Raw genomic sequence first — 21,351 nt, forward strand, 5'->3', positions numbered from 1 at the left:
GAGGGCTTGTCTCTGCGGCTTTGAAGTAAGCCATCATAAGGGGTACCTTTTTCAGGCTGGCAGGGAAGAACTTTTCATCCCCATTAATGCTTACTTCCTGCCTGTTCACCAAGTCACGTACATATACTGATACGTGCGTTACATCACCACGCTGTACCGCTTCGTTAATTTCTTCTTCGACAGTCTTCTTTACGGTTTCCATCTGAGAAGAGTGCACTCCCGTTGGGAGTGTGTCACAAGCCAGAAGGGGCTTTGTATATGTATAACCTTCCAAGCGGAGGCAGCTACGTGGCTCGGCTGCTACTGGTCTATCGTTGAAGTTGAGAGCCCAGCCGCAAAGAGCACCCGTAAGAAAAAGAGCACTGGCCACGGTAGCGGCAGAAAAAGTAGTCAGGGTAAGAGGCTTCTTGAGAGTGCTCACGGCAGATAGTAGGAGTGTAAGACTTATTCATCCTACCCAAACTCCCAAAAATCTCTAGGGAGAAAAGTAGGGGAGACATGTCTTTGTGTCTAGGTAAGAATATACTGCCAGGAAGTAGGTACTTGACGAGAATGCTATGTTTGTGTAAATTATACACCAATGGACAACCAACCTATCCAAAAGTACGAACATCCCTACCTCACGGTAGATATCATCATCCTGACAATTCGGGATGACCAGTTTGAAGTTGCCCTTATTAAGCGGGGCATCGAACCATTTAAGGGCAAGTGGGCTATTCCTGGTGGGTTCGTCCGCATGGATGAGTCCCTAGAGGCTGCCGCACTGCGTGAACTTGAAGAAGAGACGGGAGTGGCGGATGTCTACCTTGAGCAGCTTTATACCTTTGGCGATGTTGGCCGTGACCCACGTGACCGTGTGGTGACAGTGGCGTATTTCGCCCTTGTCCCTTCGGACAAGCTCCACTTGGTTGGTGCGAGTGACGCAGATGATGCCCAGTGGTTTTCCGTAGACAAGCTGCCTGAATTGGCGTTTGACCATGCCAAGGTTATGCAGTGTGCCGTGGACCGGGTGCGAAGCAAGCTGGATTACAGTACCATTGCCTTCCGCTTGTTGCCTGATGAGTTCCGCCTTAGTGAGCTTCAGCGCGTGTACGAAATCATTTTAGGTGAGCCACAAGACAAGCGTAATTTCCGGAAGAAAATCCTTTCCCTTAACCTTGTTGAGGAAACCGGGGAGAAGCATGCCGGAGCGTCCCATCGCCCTGCAGCCCTCTATAGGTTCAAAGATCCTAGCCGGCAGTACTTTTAGGATTGACCAAACCTGGAAGGTCTGGTAGCATTTCGACAGCTCAAATTCCCATTATAAGCTTCAGGAGCTGAGAAAAGAGAAATCAAGGAATTGATGTTTCTTTTCTCGTCTACTTTTTGGTGGGCGCGAACTTTTCCAACTTTCTACGCACACTATCGGTTGCCTCAGGAGGGCAGATCAATTGGCAAAACGGAACAAATATTTTCACCAGACTCGGAACCTCCTTGAGGGGATCCGGTCGGCTTTTCCCTTAATGGCTTTCCCATGGGACCGCTATTTTCCAGAGATGGCTGACGCTGACGTTATGGATGGCCGCGTCGCCCTGAATGCTGCCGAGGCTGCGGAAGCAGAGGTAGCTGCGGGTAATGAGGATGTCATCGTAACGAAGTCATACTTCATCCGGAACGCACCATTTGGGGGGACGTACTGTATTCTGGCGGGTTTAACCAAGGCACTTCGTGACCTGATGGACCTGCCGCTGGACGATCCTGAATACTACGAAGCAATGAAGCTGGCGGGCTACGGCAAGCCGCTTCGCCGCTACTTACGAAAGCATGGTCGGCTTCGGGTACAGGTTTATGCTCCCCCTGAAGGCACGGCATTTTTCCCCAAGGAACCAATCGTTACCCTAAGGGGCCCGGTACCAGACCTTCGGCTGCTTGAAGGAATTTTCATTCAAGATCTGAACTTCGACAGCCTTAACGTAACGGACTGGCATAGGGCGGTTATGGCGGCAGCGCCACAGTCGCTCAACGACCAGTCATGGCGCCGTTCCCAAGCCCCGCTTCGTACGTCGCTCAACGCGTTGCTTGCCGGCTGTATTGCCAGTAGTAACGAAGAGTTGCGACGCCACTTCCAGTTTGACCCTATGGGAACCCAGGGGCACGAGTGGCCAATGTCATGCGGACTTGTGTTTGATGGCCACCACAAGTGGATTACTCACAAACCACACCGCGTGTTCAACCTTGTAGATACCGACCAGGTACTCAAGGTGGACTACCCGGCGTTCCTGGACGCGGTTTACCAAAACCGGGAACACATCATGAATCGCCTTCGGGATCAGAAAGATGTGTGGGCCTGGGGCCCGCGGAACGATTCTGGCGACCTGGCATTCTATATCTTGGAAGAATGGAAACTGTTCTTGCAGCATCCTCTTTCCAAGGAAGAGTGGTTCTATGAGCACTTGGTTTTCCCGCTGGCCAACAACCTGGATGAGTACAAGATCCTCGAGATCAAACAACAAATTCGGGATGGCGCGGCGAGAATGGGGCTCGACGGCGAGGAAATTGTAAGGCGCATTCGTTGGGGCATCGGCACCAATAAGGGCGTTTCGCAAAACCAACCCGCGCTGGACGGCGTCATGAAGCTGGGAATGTATGGTGGCTATGCCACGGTAAAACTGGCGCTTGGCACCGATGGGGCGGCGGGACCGAAAACATCGATCCCTGGCTTCCTTAGGTCGGCGCGGTTGTACGATCCAGATACAGGGGATCTTCTCAACCTTCTCATCTATCGTGCCGATGTGCACGAAGTGAGGGAGGACGGGTTGCTCTACCTGATCTCTACGGGTGAAGCACTTACTTCCCTCCGGGCATGTCATCCCGACAATGAGCAGGCCTACATGGATCTGCGCCATTACCGGGCAGTGCCGCAGCAGGCACTGATCTACGATTCTCTCAACGGCGACGGTTTGACCGACGCATGGGACAATCCGACGATCGACTCTGTGTCGGAGCGTATCCGACTCGAAGTGAGTGGCCTGCCATGGTGGACCACCCGCTTTGCAAGCCCAACGCCCATCAAGGTCTCGCTTACCGCGGAACTCTTCGATCTGCGCAAGCGGATGATTGCGCAGGGCGTCTTACGCGAAGACTTGCTTGTGGCGTAGAAAGAACTCTGGAGAAGGGCACCAGCCCTTCTCCTTTCCAACGAACTACCAAACTCCGGTTTGGTGGCTCGTCCGAAAGACGGATTTTGAAAACTCAGGTTTGAAAATGAATAACAAACTCTCAATAATGGGCCTGCCCCGATCAATGTACCTAGTCGAAAGGCTGGCGGCAGCGTTGGGGATTGAAGATTGCATTACCCCTCTCAATGTTGGCACGTATCCCGGAGGGGAGTTGCATGTCCATGTTGAGAGCAATGACCGTTCGTTTATCGACGGCCGGGAGGTAATTCTTGTTGGGTGTCTCGACACTAACGAGGAGCTCTTGGCGTTTTACCTTGCCGCCTTCAACCTTCTGAACAAGGGGGTCAAGGAACTGAGCCTGGTTATTCCGTACTGCATGTACGGGACGCAGGAGCGTGAAGTGCTTCCAAATGAGGCGGTTGCGGCGCAAGCCATAGCCACCCTCCTTTCCAACCTTCCACGCAGCTCGCGCATCCGCATCTACATGCTTGACCTTCACACGTCAGGCCTCCGTCACTACTTCCATAAAGGCTGCACGCCGGAAGAAGTGTATGGCGGTGATGCCTTGCAGGAGGCAATTCTCAGCCGTGGCTTGGCCAACTACGCAGTGGGCTCGGGTGACCTTGGTCGCCCTAAATGGATAAAGGCATACGCCAAAAACCTGGGTGTCCACTTCGTGTTTGTCGACAAGGATCATATTGGCGATGGCACCATAACTTCTGGTTTCCTCGGAGACATAGAAGGTGTGGATGTCGGCCTTTATGACGACCTGACCCACAGCGGGAAAACAGCCATCCAAGCCTTGCAGCTCTACCTAGAAAATAGGGCGACAGGCGGCTTCCTCATCCTTAGTCACTTTGCCGTTAACAACGAAGAGGTGATCGACATGCTTGAGGCTTCTAAGTTTAAGTGGATTTTCATCACCGACTCATGCGCGATGAGCCAGCACCCCAAAGTGCAGGCTTCCAGCAAATTTGTCGTTGTCCCCATCATGCCGTCCTTTGCGGCCCGTATGCGACCCGCCCTAGAGCGGAGAGGTGTTTTGTGAATGTAGAAGAAAGATTGGCCCCCTCTGGGGAGACGGCGTTACAGCTCATTCGCACAGCTGCCGTTGTTATGAACGTTAAGATTGGCGCTTTCGAGTCGAACTTGGCGGGCATTATGCGTTGGGCTAAGGCGTCTGCGGAGCAGAAAGTTTCCCTGGCTGTGTATCCCGAAGGAATCATTCCTGGGTACCCGTCAGAGGATTACATCTACTACCCTGACCACCTAAGCCTTCAACGCCAGGCGCTCCGCAAGTTCGTTGCCTTTACGGCGACGCTTCCGTTCAAAACGGTGTTTGTGGTGGGTATGACCGAAGTGTACCGAGGCATGGCGTATAACGTCCAAGTCTGGGTGTGCAACGGCATTATCCTGGGAATGATTCCTAAAACAGAGTTGGCACGCGATTTTTCCTTTACGGACGGTCGCAATTTCAATCCTGGATACCCTGGTATGTGCGTTGAGCTGGAAGGCTATGAAGACCTGGGGTACCCCGTGTATATGGGAGACCTGGTCTTTAACCTGCCGTTCGGCCGCGCCAGTGGAATTACCTGTGAAGATTATTGGCGTTCAGGTGGTGCTATGGAGCGCCGCGCGATCGCTGGCGATGCCCTGGTAATGGCGGTTAGTAATGCATCTGACTGGCGCCTCGGCACCTATCAGAGTCGCATTGAGCAGCTCAATACCCGCAGTTCGGACTATGCCACTACAGTAGTTGCCGCCTATCAGGTTGGCGCTCATGCTGGCAGGGTCTACGATGGCGGGGCATTGTTCCATCAACTGGGCCGTCACTTCCCTGTGAATGAGCCGCTGGGTGGAAGGTTCCGAGAAGGGCTATTTGTCCAAGACTTTGACTTGACGCGAGTTGAGACGAGGCGCAGGACCAATGTAACCTTCCGAGACCAGTGGACTGAAGCACATCGTTCACAGACACTGGTACGACCGGTGGAAATCGATTGTCGTCAGTGTGGTGCGCCAACGGCAAACCAGCCTGAGTACACGTACCCACTGCCGTGGAAGGGGAAGAACAAGTCATTTTTCTTACCCGACTTTGACACTGTGGTTGACCGCGAGAAGGAGTATTTCGATGAAGTTAAGGAAGGCCTCCTCTTGGCGTTCACCGACTTTGTTGAGAAAAACGGCTTCAAGCGAATTGTTATCTTGGAGTCGGGGGGAAGAGATTCCTTCTTAGTGACTGTGCTGGCCTCGCTCTATGCGGAGCGGCATTTCACCGCAGAGCGATATCCTGACAAGAGAAAGCGTAGGGCAGCCATAAAGGACTTCGCCCATTGCTTCTCCATGCCGACCAAGAACAACTCCGATGAAACCAAGTCCATCGCACGAGACATTTGTGCGCAGGTCGGGTTTTCATTCAAGGAAGTTCCTATTCAGAAGCTATTTAACGAGGCGGTGAAATGCCTTGAAAAAATGGTGAAAGGGAAGGGGCTCAACCGTATGGATCTCCAGAATATCCAACCACGCTTGCGTGCGGCACTTGGTCGTTCGGTATGTGCCACGCTTATGGCGGCACTCATCGGCACAGGTAATGCCACAGAACGGGGGAGGGTTTTCTACACCAAGGGTGGTGATCAACAAGCTGATATCAACATGCTTGGTGGCGTGCCTAAGGATGTGGTTAACGCTTGGCTTGCCTACATGGCACGCCAATGGGGATGGCCTGTATTTGCCGACCTGCTGGAAACTGAGGCGTCAGCCGAACTAGAACCAGGTCAGAAGGACGATGACGAGATGGGCCCCGTGCCCCTTAACGATCTCTTCCTGGCTCTCCTCCTAGGTGAGCGTCTTGCGTTGCGAGACATGCTGCGTGTCATCCGGCAAAACTTCACTGATGAAGAGTTGTTGGCACTTGACCCGCGCGCTACCTGGGAGATGGTGGAGAAGTGGGCAACCCAGTATGTGCGAAGCTGCATTACTGGCCCTCACAAGCACAACCAGGATCCGCCTTCACCGGCGACGAGCCATGTGCACATTGACCCCAAGCGGTACAACCGGTTTCCGGAAACCGCTTCGCCAGAGGGATTCCTCTTCATGGCGTAGGGCCTTACCAGGGCGGCACACACGTGTCGCCCTCTTTCTTAGGTAAATAGTGTTGACAATACACTAACTATCTGGCAAAGTAATTTTAATCAGTTGGAGGCTAACCCCGCCACTGAAAAAGAATTGGACATTGTTATTCAAGGACTTGAAGGAGCACTATGGTTTCTAGACTTTCGCTTCCCAAGTGGTATAGCCGAGATTTAGTCGGCAACCCCTATTATCAACCGAATGCTGCACAGATCCAGGCAGAAGCCGAGGAAACGGCTGCGCTTCACAAGTTGCAGTCAGCCTCCAAGGATCAGTTGCGCATCTTTCGACTCCACGTAGACGAGCAGCCCGACTTTACATGGGCGTTCACCGTGGTTGACCCGAGCTCCGGCAGGGTCACCCGCTACTTGCCCGCCGCATTCAAGGGCAGGCTTAAGCTGCTCCCGTATTGGACGAAGGGCAACAATCGCGTTGTCTGGGTAACTCCCCAAGAGCTTGGCGAAGTCCTCAGGACTACCCCGAGCATTATGGGTGGCCGTCTCAGTGTTCCCGGTGCCTGGTGGGACATTATCCGTCTCACTGAATGGGACTTGGAGAATGCTGCCGCAATCACCATGCACGGCTACACCATGGATTTCCATCCGTGGACGGCACGTTTCGACATGCATTACTGGGTGGCACGGGCTAACAACCCACATGCTGCCGAGGGCGAGCACCCTCAGCTGGGCATGCCTGGCACGGAGGGGACTGGTGGCCTTGTCGTTCTCACCCCTGAGACGGTTTGGCATCCAGAGCATAACCCCGATGGTATCTGGGCGCCAATCTCCACTATCCCCGACGTCATCCACGAGTGCTGGAAGTATGTGAACACCCTTGGTTACACGGTGCTTTGGCCCCGACACTGCCATAAGTTCACGCTCGGCGGCTCACTCGATCCTATCGTAGCGGCGGCGAGCATCTACCATGCGCACCTGCGCGGGTCGCTCGAGGCGGAACCGTTCTGGTTCCCCAAGGGCATTTCCACACGCACTGACATGCTTGGTGTGTTCGAGCCAGAGGTCCAGTTTGCGGATGACCTCAAGGCGCGCACGGTGTTTACCATCCTGAATGTCTTCCGGGGCTTCCTGGAAGAGGGCATCGCCCCATTCGACCTGTTGGTCGTTACGGGCCAGGCGGCCTCACACTGCGTGCTTCGTTCCCTGCAACAGGCGGTCAAATGCCTCATTGCGGCGGGCCTTGAGCACCGTGTGAAGGACATCGTCTACCTGTCCGACACCGCATCCATCATCCCTGGTTTTGAAGAGGAAACTGAAAAAGCCCTCGCTGAACTTGCGGCCCTTGGCATGCGCATCGAGACTACCGAGAGCTTCCAGCTCGCCGCGTAGTCCCCAATCCCTGGGGAGGAGAACTCTGTTCTTCTCCCCACTTGAGACCTGCACCTAACTCGCTTAGGTGAAGATCTCTCGTTTCAACAGACGTTGGACTGGAGAACATTAACAATGAGGAGAATTGCATGCGCATTGGCGTTTTAGGCTGCACAGCCGATCCTATTCAAAACGACCACTTACGAATGGCGGGTTGGACTGCGGAAGCATTTCAACTTGACCAGATGCTGATCATGGTAGCGGCAACGCCTCCTCATAAAATGGGGGTAGGGCGGTCCGCGGAGGACCGGTTCCGCATGGCGGAGTTGGCAGTCGTGGGCTATCCACACCTGGCCGTCTCACGCCTGGAGTTGGATCACCCCGGTGAGCCTTATACCTATCAAACGGTGGACAGGCTTCATGCGGCGTACGGCCCGGACACCCAGGTTTTTTGGGTGATTGGCAGTGATTGGGTGGCAACCATGCACCAAGTTTGGCGGGAGTATGAGTACCTTCTCTCCCGGATAAAGTTGGTAGTTATGGGGCGGCCCGGCTATGGCTTGGCAGCGCCCCAGGTGCCGGCAGGGACAATAGTCCGGACACTTGCCCCGACAGACATCCCCGTCCCACCCAACGATGAGGCGCAGGTGTACCTGGTGCCGCAGCAAGTGGAGCACGACCTTTCATCAACGCTCATTCGCACTCGGCTAGCCCAGGGCGAATCAATAGAAGGGCTTACGCCCGGGCCAGTTGTTTCGTACATCCACGAGCACGGCTTATACAAGGAGGCTTTTTAAATGGCATGTGTTACGGTTGGCGGGAAATTCATACCCGTCCGGTTTGGACCGCACTGCACCTACCCCTACGGGCAGGTCACCAAAGCGATAAAGGACGAGGTTCTCAGTGCGCCGGCATTCCTACGCTGGGTAGGTAACCTTGACCCTCTTCTTTCCCTGGTTTCTCTCAGCATCCAGTCGGTAGATATCTTCTGCCGGGGAACACCGCAGGAGCGAATTGGGTTCATCAAACTGGTTGCCGAAACAAGGGATGAAGAGGGTACTGCCCGGCTCTCCACGGTATTGCTCCGTGGGGCGTCGGTAGCGGCACTCATCATCCTTAGCTGCGAAGGGGAGGATTACCTCCTTCTCACCAAGCAGGCGCGGGAACCAGTAGGTCAGTCTGCCCTCATTGAAATGGTGGCGGGCAGCATGGACAACTCGACCAACTTCTTTGCCAAGCTCCTAGGGGAGCTTAAAGAGGAGACGGGAATGGACTTTGCGCCGGAAGAAGTCATCGACATGATGGCGCTGATCGGTTCTGACCATCCCGGCACGTTCTACCTTTCCCCAGGCACGATGGATGAGGAAATGAAGTTCTTTCTGGTTCGCCGCACGGTAAGCCAGAGGGAGCTGCAAGAGCTCACGACGCGTGTCTGTGGGTTGGCGGAAGAAGGGGAGTGTATCCGCCTAGTCCCTCAGCCCATGCTTGAGGCGCGGATGACTACCCGGGATGGCAAATTGCTCATTGCCATCGAGCGGTACCTCTTTCTCAAGGAAGGGAGATTCATTTAGCAAGATGGGGCCAACCTGGCCCCATCTTTTTTATTTACCTGGGCAGGCAGGGCAAGTTTTCCCTATACTGAAACTGTAGATTTCTAGTACGAACCTCCATGTTGTTTGAGCGAAAAGGCTCACTTCCGCCCGGTCATGAACGTTCTTCCCTTGAGCAGGAGGCGGAGCTTGTATTGGAGACTTTTCAGCCGGCAGCAGCACTGTACCTGGCTGGAACTGGTGAGGGGACGGTCCTATCTAAGGGTATAGAGGGTGATGCGCGGCTCCAAGAACAGGCACACGAGCGCCGTATGTTACACGGCAAGCTCGACAGCCTCTTTGCGGCAATCCCGAATGTTACGCAAGATGTGCACGAAGCCCAAGAGGAAGGAAAAGTAACGGCGGAACAACTAGAGGGTACTTACCAACAGCTGGCCAGTTTCCTCATGGCGGACCCAGAGCATGCCCGGCTTATTTTGTACCTTCCTTTTGAGTTGCTGCCTCATGGTGACTGTGCCGGTGCAGAAGCTGATTTCAAGGCTGCCTACCTAGAGGGATGGAGGAGGTTGATCAAAGAGGGGGACCTGCGTGCAAACTTTGCTGATGGTGACATTGTGGAGACCGAATTCAGTGGCGAGCGGCCTGAGGAAGTACGGAAAGCGGTCCATCTCACACCTTACCTAGTGGAGAAGGGGATAGTCACCTTGGAAGAAGTGACAAGCTGCGTTGAAGGTATGGACGATAGTGTCGCAAAAGGGATGTTGGATGTTTTCCCTGTACTGGCAGACCGGCATCTCCTCCCGAGGGATACGTGGCGGGAATTGTTCCTTTCGGAAAACGCAAACGCTATGCAGGCAGCCGTACATGCGGCACATGGCCTGGAAGGCGAGGGGTTTGACGATACAGAGGCAGGGAAACTTTTCGACTTGTTTCACCATGACTCATACCGAAATGTGACAGCGCGGGAGATGTATACCACCTTCAGGGAACTGTTGCCTTTTGCAGGACAGCTCCTTCAAGGCGATATGCTCGGTTCGCACGACCAGCAGAAGCTGACCGATATGGTAATTGCGGCAACGCGTTTTTGGTCAACTGCGCCAGCAGCTGGAGAAGTGGTAAGTGGGGTGGCTGAGGTGAGCGGGGCATTGAGCAGCAAGGAGGACTTTGAGGGGCAAGCCAATTCCCCTGAGGTGGAAGAATGGTTGCGGCTATGGAATGTAAAGTACCTTTACGAGTTGGGGGAGGATGGTGGGAAGGATGGTTTGGAATCAAGTGAGGTAATGAGCAGCGAACAGGCGTGGCAGCGCCTGGATTCTGCAGGGCGCCTCCATGAGCTGCAAGACAAAGGGAAAGAATCTGAACAGGGGAGCGCGCAAATAATCTTTGCCCGTCTAGACGAAGCCCTTCAGAAAAGTGAGCAGCGGTATGTGGCAGACAGCCAGGGTGCACTGCGCGACAACCCAGGAAGGCTTGCTTGGGAGCGAATCAAACGGTGTGACGGGCTGCACACCAGCAGTGCCAATGCATTATTTGAGCTTGTCCGATCCGGTGTAGAAACCCCCGTTTCCTTATGGCAGTCGGGAGCCCAGCATCCTGTTCCTGCCCTGCGTGCTTTGGATATCTACATACAAGAGGTGGGTAAGTACGACAGGCAACTGGCGGAGAAAGAAGCGAATGAGTGCCTGCAGTCCATCAAAGAATCCAAGCTAGAGGATTCCCTGGGAGTGCGGGATGAGCTGGCAACGGTCATCTCCCATTGGGCAGTCACCGGCTTAGTGCCTCCGGAGGCTTTGGAAGATTTTGAGATAACCATCCCTCATTTGGATGCCCCGCCCTCCCTTGAACCTACGCCTAACATTATGGAAGAACTTAAGGGTCTTGGTTCTTTGACTACTGAACTGAAAGAAAACCCGGCGTTAGCAGGCAAGCTTTACCCGCTGTACTTGGCGTTTGGCTCACGGTTTAAAGGCTACGCAAACAAAGGGGCTGATGTAGACGTTGCCCTTATGGTGAAGCCGGATGTGCGATGGGAAGAGCAGGGGGATTTGCATGGCGCGTTGGATGATGCTTTTGCTGGTAAAGAACATATTGGGAAGATGGTTGAGTTTTGGCTTGAGGAGGACGGTGAGAACTTGAAGATCCGCAACGTCTCTTCCGAGGATAACAGTGTTGCTGACGACCGCTGGGCCCACCTCCTGTTTGGCGGTGTGTGGCATGGCGATGCGGAGCTGGTGAAGGAGACCGCCTCAAAGTTATTAGAAACCTACCTTCACCCCACTTCCGGTAGCGATAGGACCCGCTGGCTACGTGAAATGGAGCGTGAGGTGCTTCAGTACCGCCTCATGCACAAGGGCTACCGAAGGTTCTACCCAGAGCGTGGCACTAAAAAAACTGCCCATGGGGAGCAGTTGGACCAAGAGAGTGCCTTTTGGGATTCAGGCTACCGCAGGGTAGCAACCAAGCTGTTTATAAGCCGGGTCTTTCTGCCAGACCTTAGCAAGTAGGTAATAAAAAAGTGGGGGCCTGTTGGCCCCCACCTGTTAGCGGAGATTGTGCACACGAGCGTCGCCGGACCGGACTTTGTGCCGGTAGGCAAGGATCGTGAGCTGGGTGAGTTCGGGTTGCAAGTACCGATACTCGTCGGGAAGGTTGGTGAGGAAGTCGTAGTCGCTGCCAAACATGACCGAAGCCAGTGAGGCGAGCGCCGCGTTATCCGCCACCTGAGTGAGATAGCCACCCTTTGCAGTTGGGGTGAAAACGTTCAGCGGCGTACAGGCCCGAAGGGCCAGGACGTGATGCGGTTCGAGTCTGTTCCAGTCATTGGTAGGCTGGAAGAAGATTCGCTCCGACATATGCTTTGCATTTTCGATCAACCAAGTGGCAATCTCGGGTGAGGGGGTGCCCCGGCGCACGTCAGCGAAGAAGTCTTCGAAGAAGTGGTCGGAGTCCGTCTCACTCGTCGGGAAACGTGTCACCGTGTCCGGCGCCACCTCCCGCTCGAGCACCCGCACCTGCTAGGTCGCGAGGAGAAGTTCTCCCGCGGTTAGGCATGGTTCGAGGTGTCTGTGCGGTTCGCGACAGTTGGACGCGGAGATTGGGTAGGGAGCCGGTTCTGAGCGCTTCGTTGTAGGCGTTGATAGCCTTGGGGAAGTCGCCCTTAAGCTCCAACCGGTTCATTTCCGGCTTGACCTTGTCGCGGAGCCGGCCGAGTTGCGTCTCGTCGCCGGGGTTGAGTTCGTTCGTCTGCGTGACGGCAAAGAAAACAACCTGCCGGACATCGATCGGAACCCTGTTCCAGTTGATGCGGCCGGTGCCCATGCCGTTCGGCTGCAGCGCCTTGTCAGAGGCAACCGGGTCGGAGTCGTAGACGCTCTGGGCGTCAACGCCAACACGGATGACTTGGTAGGGAGCTCCTGCTGTGTCGTAGTAGACGCCGTCCTCTACCTTGGGGAAGCCCTCTTCCAGGCTCTTGATGTACTCGTTCGTGAGGTCCACGTTGACCGAGCCATTGGCGTTGATCACGATGATCGGGGTGGCGAGCCTGCGCTCGACCTGGCCCATGACCAGATAGGGCATATTGCGGATCTTCGGGTTGTACCCGGCGACGATGGAAGGAATCGGCAGCATCGTGCTGAGATCCATATCCATCCCCATACCGCTGCCTGCATTGGCCATCATGAACATCATGAGGGTGTTGGAGTCCATGCCAAGGGTGCTGGCATATTCGCCGATTTGGGTCTCGGTCGGCTTGTCGTGCTCGCCGATGACCGTGTCGGTTACGGCGGCAGTCGTTGCTGCGGGTGCCGGCTTGAACGAGTCGGCAACCTTGCGTGCGGTAACGAGGCCGCATCCAGTCATAGTTTTGATGTCATCGCCACTGATGAGAGCGATGTCGCCTTCGTTGGTTGCGCCTTCGGCAATGAGCTTTTCGATTTGCTCGTCCGAAAGTCCAAGGGACTTAAGTCTCTTCTTCAGATCGTCATTCATATCGGTTCTTCCTCCAGAATCCTTGCCGGGGTTAACCAGTCGGGTGTGTGACTGATGGCTTTCTAATGAGTACGTTTCTCATCACAAAGCCACCAGTCAGGGGAGGAAGCAGGTTTTCAAGATACAAAACGGAATACTGTGTTATAGCATACCTTGGGATATTTTTCAAGTACCCAAGCCGTTTTCCCTTTCGTCCTTTTCCGCGTGGAAGGACTCATCAGTACGGAATATATCCGTAGAGGGGACGGGAGGTTTTAGCCTCCCGTCATAATGGAGAGTGAGTGTGTTACAGCCCGCGGAGGACCACCTTGTTTTGCTCAGTGGGTCCGTAGGAAGCTACCGCTATGGGTACCGGCAGCCGTACCGACAGGGCTTCAAGGTACTTTGTGGGTCCCTCGATGCTGGTGAGTACGGGTTTGCACTGCGAAAGGAGGTTGCTCAGTCCCGCCTGATGGTTCAGTTGGGTGTCATCGCGAGTACCTGGTGTGGGACCGATGTCCGTAATCAGACTTCCTTTCCGGGCAAAGTACCGGTCGATCTCCTGGTTGGGAGCCGGACAGGTATAGCCGTCGCAGATGCCCAGGTTGGGTATCCCGGATATTCTGTCGAGGCAGGAGACCACCAGCCCGTCGAAGGTTTTTGGCCCTCCACAGGCTTCGATCGCATACCGTACGGCCAGGGCATCAAAGTGCCCTACGCGGAAGTGGCCTTGCCATTCGTGGTCAGTGTTGAAGCTGTCCGGAATGCACTTGGTGACTTCTGCGTTCTCCGTAACGAACGGCCCTGCCCCGTGGCGGTGGTGGTACGCGCGGGTCAAACCCAGTCGGACCACCTCTCCATCGTAGTTGTGGCTCTTGATGAGGGCCAGGACATCGCGGGAAGTTGTCTCCACCTTGGTGGTGTGCGGATGGAAGCCGGCCCAGCGGTCGAGTAGGACCCCTTGTGAGGGTTCGCACACGATGACGCCAGGTTGCCGAAGTAACTCGGCGCCATAGCTATCGTCCACTATTTTCACCACGCTTGCCATGTAGTCAAACTCATCGGCTGCCCATCCCACGATGTTGGGGTTGCGCAAGTTTTGAATGTCGCGCGCAGCCCGTTCGCAGTCTGGTCCAAGCAGGTCGATGATTTCTGCCAGCTCCGCCAGCTTTCGCTCGCGTATGGCAGCCAGCTTGTCTCTCAGCCACGGCTTTCCAAGGTCTTTCACTCGGATTGTCGTGTCTTGAAACTGCTCGCTGTCCAGGACGGTCTCACCGACCCCAATTCCTACGGTGCCATGCCTTCCTTCCCCTCGAGCAAGCTCGCGGAGCCGGTTGGCAATCGCCTGGAAGGGGCTGATTACGAGCGCCTCTTCATTGATTGTCATGAGGTCGAAGGCGTTTGTGACGCCCAGTTCCCCCTGTAATGCGCGGCCTTCATGGAGAAGGGCGTATGGGTCAATGACCATGTGCTGCGAAAGGTACGTTGCCGCACCCAGCAGTGTGCCGCTGCCGAACTGGGAGAACGTGTGTTCTCTACCGTCGGCCATGACTACATGGTGGAAGGCTTGGCAGCCCCCGTTGCGAATCACATGGCGGGCCCTAAACCGGTGGCAAAGCCACGCGGTGGTAGTTCCCTTGGTGCTATCGCCAAAAACGAAATCGGTGAGAACAAAAATCTTTTTCATGACTAGGGTGGGGGACCCGCCCGTGCGGGTCCCAGCGAAGCATGGATCAGAGCTTCCAGTCGATTCCACCGGCGACCGGGGAAGTGCCTACGTGAGCAGGCTCTTCCTCGATGATGCCGTGCGGTTCGTTGATTGGCCATAGATCTGTCCGGCTGGCAAAGATGCTTCCCTTGGTGGGGAGCTTGCCGTGGTTAGGCAAGATCGCCTGCGCGCGGAGCGGGATGTGGGCAACGGCCTGAACGATTTGTCGAGCCTTTGCTTTCGATACCCGAGCCGTATCCGTAAGGAAGTCCAGTGCGCTTTGCAGGTCAAGCTTGCCTTCGGTCAGACCGATGATGGCTGCTTGTACCTCTGCAAGGTCGTCCGTCGAAGGAAGGAGAACCACGCGGTCAGAACCGAGCATCCTCCGCCACCACTCGGTGGTGTGGAGGTGGTCTCCTACTTGAAGGTAGAAGCCGTGCCAGCCTTGGAGAAGCTTTTGGGCTAACTCCTCGGTGCTCGGCACTCCCTGAGAGGAGAGGCCGAACGCCTTTTGCATGGCATGCTCACCAAGCCTTCCCCGGCCGATCTCGTCGCCTACGATGAAGTGGTAGCCCTTAAGGCCATACCCACTGATCGAAGTGACGGTTCGTTCGGCTGTGTAGAAGATGTCCAAGTCGTAGTCCTCTGGTGCATCGCCGCCGCCGCCCTCAGGACTGAGGAGGCGCATCTGGCGATCCACTTCGTTATCGGGCTCGAACTCGGAATGCTGGTAGGGGATCTTGTCCTCCACGTCCTGGATAACCGCGGTGGCGATCTGGACGTGATAGCTCTCGAGCAGGGCTCCTTCGCCTTGGACCAGATAGTGCTGTGCCTTGGGAAGTACCTTGAATGCCCGGGCGACGTTGTCTCCCATCGAGCCGGTGGTATCCAGCCCCGTTTTCACGGGAATGGCCACGCCTTCCAAGAGGAGGAAGGTTCCGTCCCCTTGAGGGCTCATGAGGCTCAACGATTCACGTTTGACGCCATGGGTCTTGGGATCGACGAGGGGGTCAAGCCTGCCGTGGGTACGGACATGCTGCTCCCCAAGTTCAGTGACTGACTTGCCGGATTTGGCAATCTCACGAGTTGTTGTTTCGTAAGTTGTGGATGACCATCCGCCTTTATCTCGCATTTATCTTCTCCTGTGGGTCGGGTTCGAGGCTGTACGCCATGAAGGGGTGGAATTCGCGCGGCCAGAGTGTGTAGATCAGTTCGTAGAACCGAGTGTACGCACTTATGGCGCTTGAAAACTTCCCTTGTGCTAAATCTCGAATAAGCTTTTGGAAACGTTCGTCGGTGAGTTGGTCGTCCTTGGGGAGTTCTCCTGTTTTCAGGTCTCCTCCCAAGATTGACGTGGCTAACCGGCCTAGTGACCGTAAGTCTTCGCTTTCTTCCGGGGCATTCGTCTCGGTTGGGGAAGCCAGTTTTGACCTCGTCCAATCGAAGATTACAACCCCGTGCTGTTCGCGCTCAATCAAGATGTTGCTTGCAGTGATGTTGCGGTTTGAAATACCTTGGCCGTGGGCAAAGGCGAGGACCTTGAGGGTCTTGCCAATAATCCAGGCGCCGGTTCTCGGGTCTGCTCGGATCCCTTCTTGCCGTAAGGCGGTGAGGGGCGAGAGTTGGCTGAGAGTTTCAATGACAGGGGGAAAACCGAGGATGTTGATCCGTCGTTCGTCCTGTTCGGGGCAGATGAAGCTGTCCACAACTTGGGGGAAGAAGTAGTGGTAGTTAAGACGCACTCCTCCTCCACGGCTGGCGTGGCGTTCGGCTTCCTCTGCCTTTTCACGCATCATCTTCAGGATCATCGCCTCCCTGTCGAGGGAGTCGTTGTCCTTTGTTGTTGCGGCGATCTTCAAGACTCCAATTTGTTCGCTGTCGCCGGGGAGCAGACAGCCATGGAGATTGTAGTGTTCGGCATTCCCGAGTGGTTGCAGGACTTGATAAGCAGCCCCTTTCGGGGTGCTGATGTAGCCGGCAACCCTTTGCTTTTCAGCTATGGGTAATGCACGGGCGGCTCCCAGGACAAGTCCAGTGAGCCAAACAGCAGGAGATTCTGATGGCATGTATGCTCCTCATGTGCAGTCGGGGTCAGCGCGGTTTTGTGTTTGTAACACGCTCACTTGTCAAATATCGAAAATCCTACCCAGAATTTCTGAGCAAGCTTATGCGCTAATAGGCACACGGGCTTATCCAGAACAAAAACATGTGTAACCCTATACGAAAATCAGGGATTTGTCAACCAGTATTACATAAAAAACAGGCCAGGAGAGCGGTATTTCTCAACTGGCCTGTTTTTGGCTTCTTGTCCAAGCCTATTCCACTTTCAGTATGCCCATATATACCAGGCCGCCTGTCTTCTCATCAAAATCGCCATAATACACCCGGATTGTGCCATCTTCCTGGAAATAGCCATCAATATCCGCACCATGAATGCCTACGTACCCAATCTTCTTCCAGGTTAGGCCATCAGTAGAGGTGGCGGCATATAGCTCCGAATGGGAGTTATAAAGCATGATGTAGCCGCCCTTGGGGTTAGCCAGTACAAAGGGGTGTAAGACTTGCTTCCACGGGGACTTGTTCACGTTCTCGGTTGCGTCAGCTTCCATGGTAAGGGCTTCATCCCGTGTCCAGGTAAGGCCGTCTGCGGAACTGGCACCCCAGATTGCCCCGTCACGCTGGTTGCCGGCCGCAACGGTATTTTCATTGAAATACATCCGCCAGGTTTTGTCCGGAAGCTGGAAGACAGTAGGGCCTTCTACGTAGTGGCCAGAGGTGCGAGGGGAGAGTACCTTTCCTGCATCCTTGGTAAAGGCAGTGCCATCGGTACTGAAGGAGCTGTACATATCGGCCTGAGGATCGGTGGCCTTGATTGGCTGCACACCAGGGTAGTAGAAGCGGATGCCGGTAGGGAGCACTATGGCGCGGCCAGTGGCGACACCGGAAATAATAATGTCCTTTTCCTTTGTCCAAGTTATGCCGTCACGAGAGGTATAGGTAAGGTAGCCGCCCGGGCCGCCGCTTTGGCGGTTCACATACATGCGGTAGCCACTTGCAATTGGTACGACGGTTGGGTCGGCATATCCACCAGAAAGGATAAGCTTGCCTTTCTCGGTAGCAGTAATCTTGATAGCGGCAGGCGTTGCAGTGGGGGTGGCAGTGGCCTGGGCTGGCGTGGTGTTGCTCGTGGTTTGGGTATCTGGCCGGGTATATGCCCAAACACTTGCTAGTACCAACAGGAGGAGGACCACTCCTAAGGCAATAATGAGAGGGAGCCGGCTCTTTGGGGTGGAAACAGGGGGAGTAACGGGTGCTTGGCTCTCTGGCGCAGTGGTTTCTGGCTGGTTTTCCACAAGGGTACTGCTACGGTTTAGTCCCTTAAGTATATGTGAGGGTACGAAAAAACCCTACTCGTTAAGAAGGCAGGGTCAGATTGCCTGAAGCCGCTTCAGGGCTTCTGCGTAGCTGGTGCACCAAAGGTATGCCCAACCGCTAAGGATTCGGGAAACCCGCTCCAAATCCAGGGTTTCACCGCGTTCTCGCAAATAGCGTATTTCAATGGCTTTGCAGGCCATTTCTTCTTCAAAGCGGAATCGCCTACTTAGTAGGTAGAGCGCGTAATACTTGAATACACCGAACGTATGGGCCCGCTTGAGGTGCTCAAGTTCATGCAGGGCAACCGCAACAGATTTAGGCGAAGGGCTTTTACTGGTGAGGTCCTTATAGATTCTTTTGGAAACGTAAAAATGGGGATACAAGGCAACGCAGGTATTCCCCATGAGCCAGGGGATGCAGTACATCCACCATGGTTTTTGCCGAATATTCCGCACTTCTTCACCATTGAGCAGCATGTGCTGACCTTAGCAGAAATAGGTGAGGATTAAAAAACCGCCCACTGCCAGTTGGCAGGGGCGGAGTCATTTAGCGGCGGCGGAATTCTTCCCAGTTCTTCCCAAACATCTTAAGGAGTTTGTCATGAAGGACTGGGTTGACCATGCCGTCTAGGGAGCGCTCGTGAATCAGGGCGTCCCGGACTTCGGTCGCGGAAACCTTCACACTGCTGCCATCAAAGCGGTTGATGATCTTGCAGTTCCGTCCGGCTTGGCGAAAGAAGAGGATATCTTCGTCGCAACCGCCGTAGAACAGGGATTGCTGCGGAGTAGCCTTATCCAGCTTGAGGATGTCGTCCAGGGCGGTGAGCCACTCTTCGTCTGTGGGAAAGTCGGGCAAGCCAACTACCCGGATATTGGGGTAAAGCGTCAGGAGAAGCTCGCGCCTCTCCAGGTAGCTGAAAAAGTGGCGGAATGACCGCTCCTGGTTGCAAGAGCCAATGACGACGAGGATATCCTTGTCATCTGCTTCTTGGCGCATTGTTTCAATCACCCTCTCGTGTCCAAGGTGGATGGGAGAGAGCCGTCCTACGTAGACGAGTGTTTTCTTCGGGTTTTCAGGGTTTTCTTCTGCCATGTCACACCTTTCGTGTCAGCTTCGTTTGAAGCAGGCTATATATAGCAAAATAAGGGTAATTAGTCAATCTAGAAGCTACCTATTTAGAAGGCCAGCCATTTGTTCCGGGTTCATTTCTACGTGCATTACCGCGGGTTCGGTGAAGACGGTGGTGCGGTATTCTTCGATAGGAATAGGGTGGCCAACTATTGGGTCGTAAGCTGTGTCATCTTCACAACAAATGACATGGGTAGTCCAGCTAGTCTCGCCGTTATACACGACAGGGATAAGTAGCTTGTGGCTATGCCCATCCGGGAGTGTCTCACCGTGGATAGCCATGGTATAGGGGTGCTTACCTTCTTTAAGGAGGTGTTTCGCTACATCCATGGCAATGGCAAAGCACGACGCGGAGTACCTCCCGTCCGGGCTTCGGTAAGCGTCCTTAAGATGACTGTGCATCCTTTGCAAGTACTCTTCCACTTCACGTTTTGGCTGTTCAAACAGTACTTCTTCAAACATTACAAAGTTTGTCTCATAAGGGGCTAGGTGTCACAAGTATAGGGGATGCGCAGCAGGCAGACAAAACACATTTCGGCGGGTAACGCCCTTGCTTTGTGAATTGGCTTCTAGAGCAATAATCTTATTGACTCAGGACGTGTTTTGCGCTAAAGTCTGCCCACATGCCTAAGGAGGTTATGAATGAAGGTTTGCGAAAACTGCCGTACACAAGCTGAAGACACCGCCAGTTTCTGTTCTCGGTGTGGACAGCAATTGCCACATGAGCCGGAACTGCCCTTTGTGGGAGTCCGCGATGACACGGGTATCTACAGGATTACCTATGCACCCGTGGAAGAAGAGTTCCAAGGGAAAGATGCTGCAGAAGATGCCGCCAGGCATTCCGCCTGGAATAATGACACCTCGTTCGAGGAATACACAGTCGAACTCGTTCGCTCAACGGTCACCGTGGAGACCCACCCGTTCGTCTGCGGCACCTGCTCGGATTACGTTTCGCCTACTGACAAGGGCAAGTGTAACCAGTGTGGAGAGATTAACTGGGTGAAGCGCGAAGGCGCAAAGTAATCGTAAGCCAGCACTGCCTCTAGGCGGCGCTGGCTTTTTTTATTGAGTCACACCGGGTTTATTGCTATGGTGCGACAGTATATTGAAGGAGGAACAGTACATTATTATGCCAGCAGACATTTACCTGGTTCGGCACGGGCAGAACGAAGACAACATCGAGGGGATCCTCAATGGGCACCGTGACCGTCCCTTGACCGAACTGGGCAGGGAGCAGGCGCGTACCGTTGCGAAAAAGCTCAAGGACAACGGCATCCAAGTCATTTATTCGTCACCTCTGAAGCGTGCCCACGAAACGGCGCAAATCATAGGGAGTCTCCTTGGCTTGCCAGTGACGGTCCTGCCAGACCTTATCGAACGGGATTTTGGCTGCATGACAGGACGCCCCGTTGCCTGCATTGAGGACCTTCCGGCACACGCCATCCTCCCTACGGACGGCGTGACGTACTTCCTAGAGGCGGAAGGTTCAGAAGACTTTCCCACCCTCTTGGAGCGCGGGAAGCGGGTCCTTGCTTGGGTCCAAGCAAAGCATCCCGAGGAGCATGTCCTCTTGGTTGCGCACGGTGACATTGGCAAGATGATCCGCGCCGCCTTCCACGGTTGGGAATGGCTTGATGGGTTGAAAACGCCCTATTTAGACAACACGGGGGTGTTAGAGCTGAAGCCCGGAGCGGACGTTCTGGAGTAGGGAATTACTTGCGGCCTGCACTTGTATGCAGGCCGTTTTCTTTTACAGAAGCCTATAAGTCATTGACAGAGCGCCTCTTATCGGATACATTCCGGTGAGATTTTACTCGGATCCGGAGGAATGAAAAGTGGATGAATGGGCAGATAAGATTAGAAAAATAACAATCGAAAAGTGGCTCAAGGCCAACCCGGGTAAAACCGAGAAGGACTACGAGGAGTACCTGCGAGAGGACGAAAAGCGGACCCGCGAGAGGAAAAGGAGGGAGGAGCTACAGCAGGAGGCTGAAGTAAAGCTTGGATGCCTCGGG

The 21,351-nt window shown here is 54.5% G+C and carries 21 protein-coding genes; 11 read left to right on the top strand and 10 right to left on the bottom strand.

Annotation, left to right across the window (positions count from 1 at the left end):
* A partial coding sequence (locus VLA04_06680) for a serine hydrolase (GenBank protein HSI21340.1) occupies positions 1-421 on the bottom strand: 421 nt, incomplete at its 3' end.
* Positions 422-580: 159 nt separating this feature from the next.
* Here VLA04_06680 and VLA04_06685 point away from each other — a divergent pair.
* The 8 genes from VLA04_06685 to VLA04_06720 all read left to right on the top strand — a co-directional run bounded on the left by VLA04_06685 (position 581) and on the right by VLA04_06720 (position 11,663).
* A complete protein-coding gene (locus tag VLA04_06685) occupies positions 581-1,249 on the top strand; it encodes an NUDIX domain-containing protein (protein ID HSI21341.1) in 669 nt (222 codons plus the stop codon).
* A 286-nt stretch (positions 1,250-1,535) separates the two neighbouring features.
* Positions 1,536-3,137 carry a hypothetical protein gene (locus VLA04_06690; protein ID HSI21342.1) on the top strand — a complete coding sequence of 534 codons (1,602 nt, stop codon included), beginning with the start codon at positions 1,536-1,538 and terminating at the stop codon, positions 3,135-3,137.
* Positions 3,138-3,243: 106 nt separating this feature from the next.
* Positions 3,244-4,206, top strand: coding sequence for a ribose-phosphate pyrophosphokinase-like domain-containing protein (locus VLA04_06695; GenBank protein HSI21343.1), 963 nt, complete (start codon positions 3,244-3,246; stop codon positions 4,204-4,206).
* Complete coding sequence (gene nadE / locus VLA04_06700) at positions 4,203-6,257, top strand: NAD(+) synthase (protein HSI21344.1); 2,055 nt, start codon at positions 4,203-4,205, stop codon at positions 6,255-6,257. Before VLA04_06695 ends, nadE begins: the two co-directional genes overlap by 4 nt.
* A 158-nt stretch (positions 6,258-6,415) precedes the next feature.
* Positions 6,416-7,630, top strand: coding sequence for a hypothetical protein (locus tag VLA04_06705; protein ID HSI21345.1), 1,215 nt, complete (start codon positions 6,416-6,418; stop codon positions 7,628-7,630).
* A 128-nt stretch (positions 7,631-7,758) separates the two neighbouring features.
* Complete coding sequence (gene nadD, locus VLA04_06710; GenBank protein HSI21346.1) at positions 7,759-8,406, top strand: nicotinate (nicotinamide) nucleotide adenylyltransferase; 648 nt, start codon at positions 7,759-7,761, stop codon at positions 8,404-8,406.
* Entirely contained in the window at positions 8,407-9,180 is a 774-nt protein-coding gene (locus tag VLA04_06715; protein HSI21347.1) for a hypothetical protein, read from the top strand. It begins immediately after the preceding gene.
* Positions 9,181-9,278: 98 nt separating this feature from the next.
* A complete protein-coding gene (locus tag VLA04_06720; protein ID HSI21348.1) occupies positions 9,279-11,663 on the top strand; it encodes a hypothetical protein in 2,385 nt (794 codons plus the stop codon).
* Positions 11,664-11,699: 36 nt separating this feature from the next.
* On the opposite strand, the gene VLA04_06725 is transcribed toward VLA04_06720, so the two are convergent.
* The 9 genes from VLA04_06725 to VLA04_06765 all read right to left on the bottom strand — a co-directional run bounded on the left by VLA04_06725 (position 11,700) and on the right by VLA04_06765 (position 19,798).
* A complete protein-coding gene (locus VLA04_06725; GenBank protein ID HSI21349.1) occupies positions 11,700-12,134 on the bottom strand; it encodes a hypothetical protein in 435 nt (144 codons plus the stop codon).
* A complete protein-coding gene (locus tag VLA04_06730; protein ID HSI21350.1) occupies positions 12,112-13,146 on the bottom strand; it encodes a hypothetical protein in 1,035 nt (344 codons plus the stop codon). The genes VLA04_06725 and VLA04_06730 overlap by 23 nt, the downstream gene beginning before the upstream one ends.
* A 286-nt stretch (positions 13,147-13,432) precedes the next feature.
* Positions 13,433-14,812 carry an adenylosuccinate synthetase gene (locus VLA04_06735; protein HSI21351.1) on the bottom strand — a complete coding sequence of 460 codons (1,380 nt, stop codon included), beginning with the start codon at positions 14,810-14,812 and terminating at the stop codon, positions 13,433-13,435.
* 46 nt (positions 14,813-14,858) lie between these two features.
* Positions 14,859-15,965: a hypothetical protein gene (locus VLA04_06740; GenBank protein ID HSI21352.1), complete on the bottom strand. Its 1,107-nt coding sequence runs from the start codon at positions 15,963-15,965 to the stop codon at positions 14,859-14,861.
* Positions 15,955-16,899 carry a hypothetical protein gene (locus tag VLA04_06745; protein ID HSI21353.1) on the bottom strand — a complete coding sequence of 315 codons (945 nt, stop codon included), beginning with the start codon at positions 16,897-16,899 and terminating at the stop codon, positions 15,955-15,957. Before VLA04_06745 ends, VLA04_06740 begins: the two co-directional genes overlap by 11 nt.
* A 249-nt stretch (positions 16,900-17,148) precedes the next feature.
* Positions 17,149-18,186 carry a hypothetical protein gene (locus VLA04_06750; protein HSI21354.1) on the bottom strand — a complete coding sequence of 346 codons (1,038 nt, stop codon included), beginning with the start codon at positions 18,184-18,186 and terminating at the stop codon, positions 17,149-17,151.
* A gap of 75 nt (positions 18,187-18,261) precedes the next feature.
* On the bottom strand, positions 18,262-18,684 hold the full coding sequence (locus VLA04_06755) for a hypothetical protein (protein HSI21355.1): 423 nt from the start codon (positions 18,682-18,684) through the stop codon (positions 18,262-18,264).
* Positions 18,685-18,754: 70 nt separating this feature from the next.
* On the bottom strand, positions 18,755-19,300 hold the full coding sequence (locus VLA04_06760) for an adenylyltransferase/cytidyltransferase family protein (protein ID HSI21356.1): 546 nt from the start codon (positions 19,298-19,300) through the stop codon (positions 18,755-18,757).
* Between the two features lie 75 nt (positions 19,301-19,375).
* Positions 19,376-19,798: a hypothetical protein gene (locus VLA04_06765; GenBank protein HSI21357.1), complete on the bottom strand. Its 423-nt coding sequence runs from the start codon at positions 19,796-19,798 to the stop codon at positions 19,376-19,378.
* Positions 19,799-19,978: 180 nt separating this feature from the next.
* Between VLA04_06765 and VLA04_06770 the strand changes: the two genes are divergently transcribed.
* The 3 genes from VLA04_06770 to VLA04_06780 all read left to right on the top strand — a co-directional run.
* A complete protein-coding gene (locus VLA04_06770; GenBank protein HSI21358.1) occupies positions 19,979-20,359 on the top strand; it encodes a zinc-ribbon domain-containing protein in 381 nt (126 codons plus the stop codon).
* A 106-nt stretch (positions 20,360-20,465) separates the two neighbouring features.
* The gene (locus VLA04_06775) at positions 20,466-21,044 is read left to right on the top strand and encodes a histidine phosphatase family protein (GenBank protein ID HSI21359.1); all 579 of its coding nucleotides are present in this window, start codon (positions 20,466-20,468) and stop codon (positions 21,042-21,044) included.
* Positions 21,045-21,171: 127 nt separating this feature from the next.
* Positions 21,172-21,351: hypothetical protein (locus VLA04_06780; GenBank protein HSI21360.1), on the top strand; the 180-nt coding region annotated here is incomplete at its 3' end.

The sequence above is a fragment of the Verrucomicrobiia bacterium genome (genome assembly GCA_035460805.1).
Lineage (GTDB): Bacteria > Patescibacteriota > UBA1384 > CAILIB01 > CAILIB01 > DATHWI01.